Here is a 7,015-nt window from a genome sequence, read left to right on the forward strand (position 1 = left end):
GGGGCTGGAAGACGGGGACGTTCGGTCGCTTCAGGATGGATCCTCTCGCTGCACCAGCACCCTAGGCGAGGCCTGCGACATCCCCGACGAGGCGCGCCACGGCCGCGCAGGACGCCCGTCCGCCCGGAGTCGGCGCGACGGCGCCCGCGCAGGCCCGGCGCCTACAGCAGAAGGGGCCGACCCCCGGAGGGATCGGCCCCTTCACGGGACGGGCGACGTCTCTACTCGATCAGGTCGCCGTTCAGGTCCGAGATGTCGTTCGGATTGGCCGGAGCCTTGCCCGTGCTCACCTGGAGGGGGATCACCCCGCCGGCGACCGCCGTCTCCTCCGCGCTCGGCGTCGTCGACACGACGGAGCCCTCCGGGATCGTCGCGGAGTCGACCGACTCGTGCATCCCGACGACGAAACCGGCGGCGGTGAGGATCGCCGTGGCGCTCTCGACCGTCTCGCCCGTGACGTCGGGGACCTCGGAATTCGCCGCCGATCGCGGCGAGTACGCGAGCATCGAGGCCGGCGGTGCCGTGAAGTCGTCGCCGCCGTACTTCTCGTCGAGCGCCGTCATGATCGGCTTCCAGATGGCGTGCCGGGCGTTGGAGGCGCGGATGGTGCCCTTCTCGCCCGTCAGGCTGATGAAGCGCAGGTTCTGCTTGGTGTTGTCGGCGAAGCCGTTGATGCTGCCGACCCAGACCGCCAGGGAGGCGGCCTTGCTGGCGCCCGCCGTCCACACGTCGGCGGCCTCGTCGGTGGTGCCCGTCTTGCCGATGTGCTCGATCCCGTCGAAGGGGTTCGAGGCGTAGGCCGTTCCGGAGGTCATCACCCGCTGCATCGCGTACTGCATCCCTCGGGCGACCTCGGGCGACACGGAGGGCGTGCACGCCGATGCCGGGGCGGCGACGGCGTTGCCCTCGCTGTCGGTGATCCGGTCGATGACGATCGCCGAGCAGGTCGTGCCGTCGTTCGCGATCCCCGCGTAGGCGTTGGCCACCGTCAGGGGCGCGATCTCGTTCGTCCCGAGGACCGAGGCCGGCCCGTTGGCGAGCTCGCGGCCGTCGGCGCGGTGCATCCCGAACGACTCGGCGGTGGTGCGGATGTCGCAGAGGTCGAGCTGCTGCGCCATTCCCATGAAGCCGGTGTTGATCGAGTTCGTGGTCGCGCCGAGCGCGCTCATCGAGCTCGCGTCCTCCGACGGGTCGTCGTTGCGAGGCGAGAACCTGCCGTAGTAGCCGCCGTCGCCCTCGACGTTGCACTTCTGGGGGTAGGAGCTGAAGCCGGAGGTGGGGGAGGCGAACGACTCGTTGACGGTGTGCCCCGCCTTCAGCCACTGCGCCAGCGTGAACACCTTGTAGGTCGATCCGGTCTGCACGCCGGAGCCGCCGCCCATGCTGAGGTCGACGTTGAGGTTGATCGCGCTGTAGCCGGGGTTCGCGGCGAGGAACTGCTCGTCCTGGCTGTACTGCGTGTTCTGCACCATGGAGAGCACGCGGCCCGTCTTCGCCTCGACGGAGGCGGCCGTCGCGCCGACCTGGAAGCGCGGGTCGACGGAGGGGATGTAGGCGTTGAGCGCCGCCTGCGAGACCTGCTGGATGTCGAGGTCGAGGGTCGTCACGACGTCGAAGCCGCCCTGGCGGATGCGCTGATAGCGCTCGTCGTCGGTCGCCCCGAAGACGGAGTCGTTGCGGAGGACGTTCAGCACGTAGTCGCAGAAGTACGCGGCGTTGCCGGCGGTGGTGCAGCCGGTCGAGGGCTCCGTGATGTTCGGGGTGATCGGCTCGGCGACGGCGGCGTCGTGCGCGGCCTGGTCGATCCGGCCGTGCTTGAGCTCCTCCGAGAGGATGTAGTCGCGGCGCTCCTTGGTGGCGGCGTAGCCGTTGGCGGCGCCGTTCGCCTCGTCGCCCGGGTTGTCGAAGCGGAACTTCGCCGGGTTGTTCACGATCGCCAGCAGCGCGGCCGCCTGCGAGGTCGAGAGCTGGCTCGCGGGGATGCCGTAGTAGTAGTTCGCCGCGGCCTCGATGCCGTAGACGGTGCCCCCGAAGAGGGCGATGTTGAGGTAGCCGAGCAGGATGTCGTCCTTCGACGCCTCCTTCTCGAGGCCGATCGCGAGGCGCATCTCCTTGAGCTTGCGCTCGGGGGTCGGGTCCGTCGCCTCCTGGTAGGCCTTGTCGCGCGCGGCCTCGTCGGTGATCGACTCCGCCTTCTGCACCAGGACGTTCTTGACGTACTGCTGCGTGATCGACGACCCGCCCTGCAGGTCGTCGCCCGTCAGCGTGACGGCGATGGCCCGGAGCGTGCCCTGGAGGTCGATGCCGCCGTGCTCGTAGAAGCGCGGGTCCTCGCCGGCGACGGCCGCGTCCTTCGCGGACTGCGCGACGTCGTCCCAGCCGACCTCGACGCGGTTCTGGTCGTACACGGAGGCGAGGAGGGTCGTCCCGTCGCTCGCGTAGACGTTGGTGCGCTGCATCAGCTGGCCCACGTCGAGGTAGCCCGGGAGGTTCTGGAACATGCCGATCGTGTTGCTCGTCGCCAGGCCCGTCAGCGCGAGGGCCGGCGTGACGCCGACGGTGATCAGGACGCCCGCCACGGCGCTCATCCCGATGAACCCCATGACCGCCCGCAGCGACATCCCGAGCGGCCGGACGGAGCGGCGGGATGCAGTGGGAAGTGCCATGGAGCGGTCGTCCTTTCGACGCGGCGCGGGGCCGCCGAGATGTGAGGGAGGGTGGCGAGAAGCCTCGCGAGCAGTCGCGCGATCCCCCGAGTTCATGGTACGTGACGGGTGCGCCCGCGGGGCGTCCTCCTCCCGGTGGAGATGAGGAGCTGGCGGGTGATGCGCAGGAGCGGGCGCGTCCGGAGTGCTGACCTCGGGTCGATGCATCCGTATCGTGGGGGGAGCGCCGCTCCGAGGGGCGCTGCAGCACCCGTTCCACCCACCGCTCCGGGGCCCCGGGCGGCCGGCCCCGGCAGAAAGCGCACACCATGGCACGCATCCACGACGACGTGACCCAGCTCGTCGGCAGGACCCCTCTCGTCCGCATCAACCGGCTGGAGGGCGCCGACCAGGCGACGGTCCTCGCCAAGCTCGAGTTCTACAACCCCGCGAACAGCGTGAAGGACCGCATCGGCGTCGCCATCATCGACGCGGCCGAGGCCTCCGGCGAGCTGCACCCCGGCGGGACGATCGTCGAGGGCACGAGCGGCAACACCGGCATCGCGCTCGCGATGGTGGGCGCCGCCCGCGGCTACAAGGTCGTCCTCACGATGCCCGAGACGATGTCCGTCGAGCGCCGGGTCCTCCTCCGCGCCTACGGAGCCGAGATCGTGCTCACCCCCGGCAGCGAGGGCATGCGCGGAGCGGTCGAGCGCGCCCGCGCGATCGTCGACGAGACCCCCGGCGCGATCCTCGCCCGCCAGTTCGAGAACGCCGCCAACCCCGAGGTGCACCGCCGCACCACCGCGGAGGAGGTCTGGGAGGACACCGACGGCGAGGTCGACGTCTTCGTGGCCGGCATCGGCACCGGCGGCACCATCACCGGAGTCGGCCAGGTGCTCAAGGAACGCAAGCCCGGTGTGCAGATCATCGGAGTGGAGCCGATCGACTCCCCGCTCCTCACCCAGGGCACCGCCGGGCCGCACAAGATCCAGGGCATCGGCGCCAACTTCGTCCCCGCGATCCTCGACCGCGAGGTCTACGACGAGATCATCGACGTGACGCTCGACGACTCCGTGCGGGTGGCCCGCGAGATGGCCGCGCAGGAGGGGATCCTCGGCGGCATCTCCTCCGGCTCGATCATGTGGGCCGCGCTCGAGGTCGCGAAGCGCCCCGAGAACGCGGGGAAGACCATCGTCGCCATCGTCTGCGACTTCGGCGAGCGGTACATCTCGACCGTCCTGTACGAGGACCTCCGCAGCTGAGCCCCTCGAGACGAGGCGGGACGCCCCGCTCCGGACGCGACGGTCGGCCGGAGCGCCGCGTCCCGTCCGGACCGGAGCGTCCCGGGCTCCTCGCCCTGCTCCGCGAGGACGTCCGCACCGCCCGGGAGCGCGACCCCGCCGCCCGGAGCGCGGTGGAGGTCGTCCTCTCCTACCCGGGAGTGCACGCGGTCTGGGTGCACCGCGTCGCGCACGCCTGGTGGCGGCGGGGCCTCCGCCTGCCCGCCCGGCTGCTCAGCCAGGCGGCGCGCGCGGCGACCGGAGTGGAGATCCACCCCGGTGCGACCATCGGCCGACGCCTGTTCATCGACCACGGCATGGGCGTCGTCATCGGCGAGACCGCGCGGATCGGCGACGACTGCATGCTCTACCACTCCGTCACGCTGGGCGGGAGGTCGGCCCGGCGCGAGCGTCGGCACCCCACGCTCGGCGACCGGGTGGTCGTCGGCGCCGGCGCGGTCGTCCTGGGCCCGCTCGTGCTCGGATCCGACGTCAGCGTGGGCGCGAACGCCGTCGTGGTGAAGGACGCGCCCGACGGGGCGGTGCTCGTCGGCATCCCGGCCCGCGATCTGCGCGATCAGGGCGGGGAGGAGGACCCGCTCGCCGGGTCCGGCCGCTCCACCGGCCCGGCGGGACGCGTCTAGCCGGCGACGCTCAGTCGTCGCCCCTCGGCGAGATGTCGCGCGGGGCGCTCTTGATCTGCGCGAAGGCGTCCAGTGCGTGCGCCCGCGTCTCCTTGAGGTCGACGAGGGGCGCCGGGTAGCCGTCCGCGCCTCCGGTCAGCGTGTCCTCGAGCGTCCACGGCTCGTGCACGGCGGCGCCCTCGACTCCGCCGAGCTCCGGCACGTTGTGGCGGATGTACTCGCCGGCCGGGTCGAACTTCCTCGACTGCGTGACCGGGTTGAAGACCCGGAAGAACGGCGACGCATCGGCTCCCGAGCCCGCGACCCACTGCCAGTTCGCGGCGTTGCTCGCCGGGTCCGCGTCGACCAGGGTGTCCCAGAACCACTCCTCGCCCACCCGCCAGTCGACCAGCAGGTTCTTGATCAGGAACGACGCGGTCACCATCCGGACCCGGTTGTGCATGTAGCCGGTGCTCCAGAGCTCGCGCATGCCGGCGTCCACCAGGGGGTAGCCGGTGCGCCCCTGGTGCCAGGCGTCGATCGCCTCCTGGCCGGGGCGTCCCCACGGGAAGGAGTCGAACCGGGTGTCGAAGTTCGCAGTCGCCAGATCCGGCCAGTGGAACAGCAGGTGGTAGCAGAACTCGCGCCAGAGCACCTCGGAGAGGAACCGGTCGCTGCCGTCGCCGCGGTGCAGGCCCTTCGCGTGCGCCTCCTCCAGGGCGTGCCACACCTGGAAGGGGCTGATCTCGCCCCACCTCAGGTGCGGGGAGAGGTTCGAGGTGGCGTCCTCCGCCGGCCGGTCGCGGCCGTCGGCGTAGTCGTCGAGCTGCTCCGCGAGGAACGCGCGCAGCCGGTCGGCCGCCGCCCTCTCGCCGGGGACCCAGCGCTCGCGCAGCCCTCCCGCCCAGTCGGGACGCGTGGGCAGCAGCTCCCAGTCGTCGAGGGAGTCGGAGGCGATGTCTCCCGTGACGCCGTCGAGCGAGCGGGGGCGGGGGAGCGGCGCGCGCGGCGTCGGCTTGGCGCGGCAGGCGCGGGCGAAGGGCGTGTAGACGGAGTAGGGGCCGCCGGCGCCGGTCTGCACGGTCCACGGCTCGAACATCAGCGAGCCCTGGTGGCTCTCGGCCTCGAGGCCGCCGTTGCGGAGCGATTCCTTCACCGCCGCGTCGACGGTGCGCTCGGCCCTCCCGTAGCGGCGGTTCCAGTGCACGGCTCCGGCGCCGATCTCCTCGGCGAGCTGGAGGACGACGGCCTCGGCCGGCCCGCGGCGCAGGATCAGCGGGGCGCCGTGCTCGCGCAGGTCGGCGGCGAGGGCTGCGAGGCTGCCGTGCAGCCACCAGCGGGAGGCGCCCCCGAGCGGACGGATGCCCGCCGACTCCTCGTCGAGCACGTAGCAGACCGCGACGGGGCCGCCACGGTCGATCGCGGCGCGCAGAGCGGGGTTGTCGGCCAGGCGCAGATCGTCGCGGAGCCAGACGAGGGTGGGGGAGGTGTCACTCATGGTGACCCCCATGATCCGCGAGTCCCGCGCAGCGGCGAAGACCTGGCCGGTCGCTGCGGCCCGTGCTAGCGGGGACGGATCAGGAGGAGGCGATGCCGTCGCGGAGCTTGTCGCAGAGCGCGGTCAGCTGCTTCAGCTCGTCCTCGTCGAGGACGCCGCCGACCTGCTCCGAGATGGTCCTCATGTGGGTGAGCGCGACACGGCGGAAGAGCGCGTAGCCCTCGTCGGTGATCGCGATGATCGTGCCGCGGGCGTCCGCCGGATCCTCACTCTTCTCGACGCAGCCGCGGGCGGCGAGCCGGTCGATCAGCCTGCTGACGCTGGGCTGCGTCAGGAGGACGTGCCGGTTGAGGTCGCGCAGCCGCGCGCGCCGACCGGGCTGCCGGGTGAGGTTGAAGAGCACGTCGTACTCGTTCATCGAGATCTCCCGCGAGGGGAACTCGGTGCTCAGGGTGCGCATCACCTGGACCTGGGCGCGGAAGAGCGACTCCCAGGCGGCGACGGTCTCTCTCGACCCCACTGGTCCTCCTTCACGGCACTCAGGAAGCGGTTCCCTGACATCCAGACGCCGTACAGCCTACGCCGGGGTGCTGGGAGGAGGGGAGTCGGAGGAGGGGGGCCGGGGGAACGACAGAAGGCCGGCCGCTGAGGCGAGCGGCCGGCCTTCATTCCCTTGCACCAAGAGTGTCCTGCAATCACTTCTCGCGCTTCCCGCCACAGCAAACGGTCGACGCACTTGAACTATATAACGACCCGGTAACGACGCAACCCTCTCTTTCCTGAATCCTCCCTGAGCCCGCCCCGCCTGGCCCGCCGCCGCGCCCGCCCGCGCGGCGCCGTCCCCCCCGGGGCCCCCGGCGCGACACCCCGGGGGAGCCGGACCGCCGTGGCCCCCCCCCGCCCCGCCTGCGCGCGGCCGTACTTCCTCCGCCTCGCCCCCCGCGCCGCCTCTCCGGCGCAGCCCGC

At 71.9% G+C, this 7,015-nt stretch carries 5 protein-coding genes; 2 read left to right on the forward strand and 3 right to left on the reverse strand.

Annotated elements, in window-relative coordinates; genetic code table 11:
- Positions 1-221 precede the first annotated feature (221 nt).
- Positions 222-2,666, reverse strand: coding sequence for a penicillin-binding protein (locus tag C5C71_RS10365; RefSeq protein WP_181028729.1), 2,445 nt, complete (start codon positions 2,664-2,666; stop codon positions 222-224).
- 308 nt (positions 2,667-2,974) lie between these two features.
- On the opposite strand from C5C71_RS10365, the gene cysK reads away from it, so the two are divergent.
- Together cysK and epsC are read left to right on the forward strand one after the other, a co-directional pair.
- Positions 2,975-3,910, forward strand: coding sequence for a cysteine synthase A (gene cysK, locus C5C71_RS10370; RefSeq protein ID WP_104237779.1), 936 nt, complete (start codon positions 2,975-2,977; stop codon positions 3,908-3,910).
- Between the two features lie 95 nt (positions 3,911-4,005).
- Entirely contained in the window at positions 4,006-4,572 is a 567-nt protein-coding gene (gene epsC / locus C5C71_RS10375) for a serine O-acetyltransferase EpsC (RefSeq protein WP_104224204.1), read from the forward strand.
- A 10-nt stretch (positions 4,573-4,582) separates the two neighbouring features.
- On the opposite strand, the gene C5C71_RS10380 is transcribed toward epsC, so the two are convergent.
- Entirely contained in the window at positions 4,583-6,049 is a 1,467-nt protein-coding gene (locus C5C71_RS10380; protein ID WP_104337640.1) for a deoxyribodipyrimidine photo-lyase, read from the reverse strand.
- A gap of 79 nt (positions 6,050-6,128) precedes the next feature.
- A complete protein-coding gene (locus tag C5C71_RS10385) occupies positions 6,129-6,509 on the reverse strand; it encodes a MarR family winged helix-turn-helix transcriptional regulator (RefSeq protein WP_104247054.1) in 381 nt (126 codons plus the stop codon).
- Between the last annotated feature and the right edge of the window lie 506 nt (positions 6,510-7,015).

Origin of the sequence: Rathayibacter sp. AY1C1 (assembly GCF_002932105.1) — a bacterium.
Lineage (GTDB): Bacteria > Actinomycetota > Actinomycetes > Actinomycetales > Microbacteriaceae > Rathayibacter.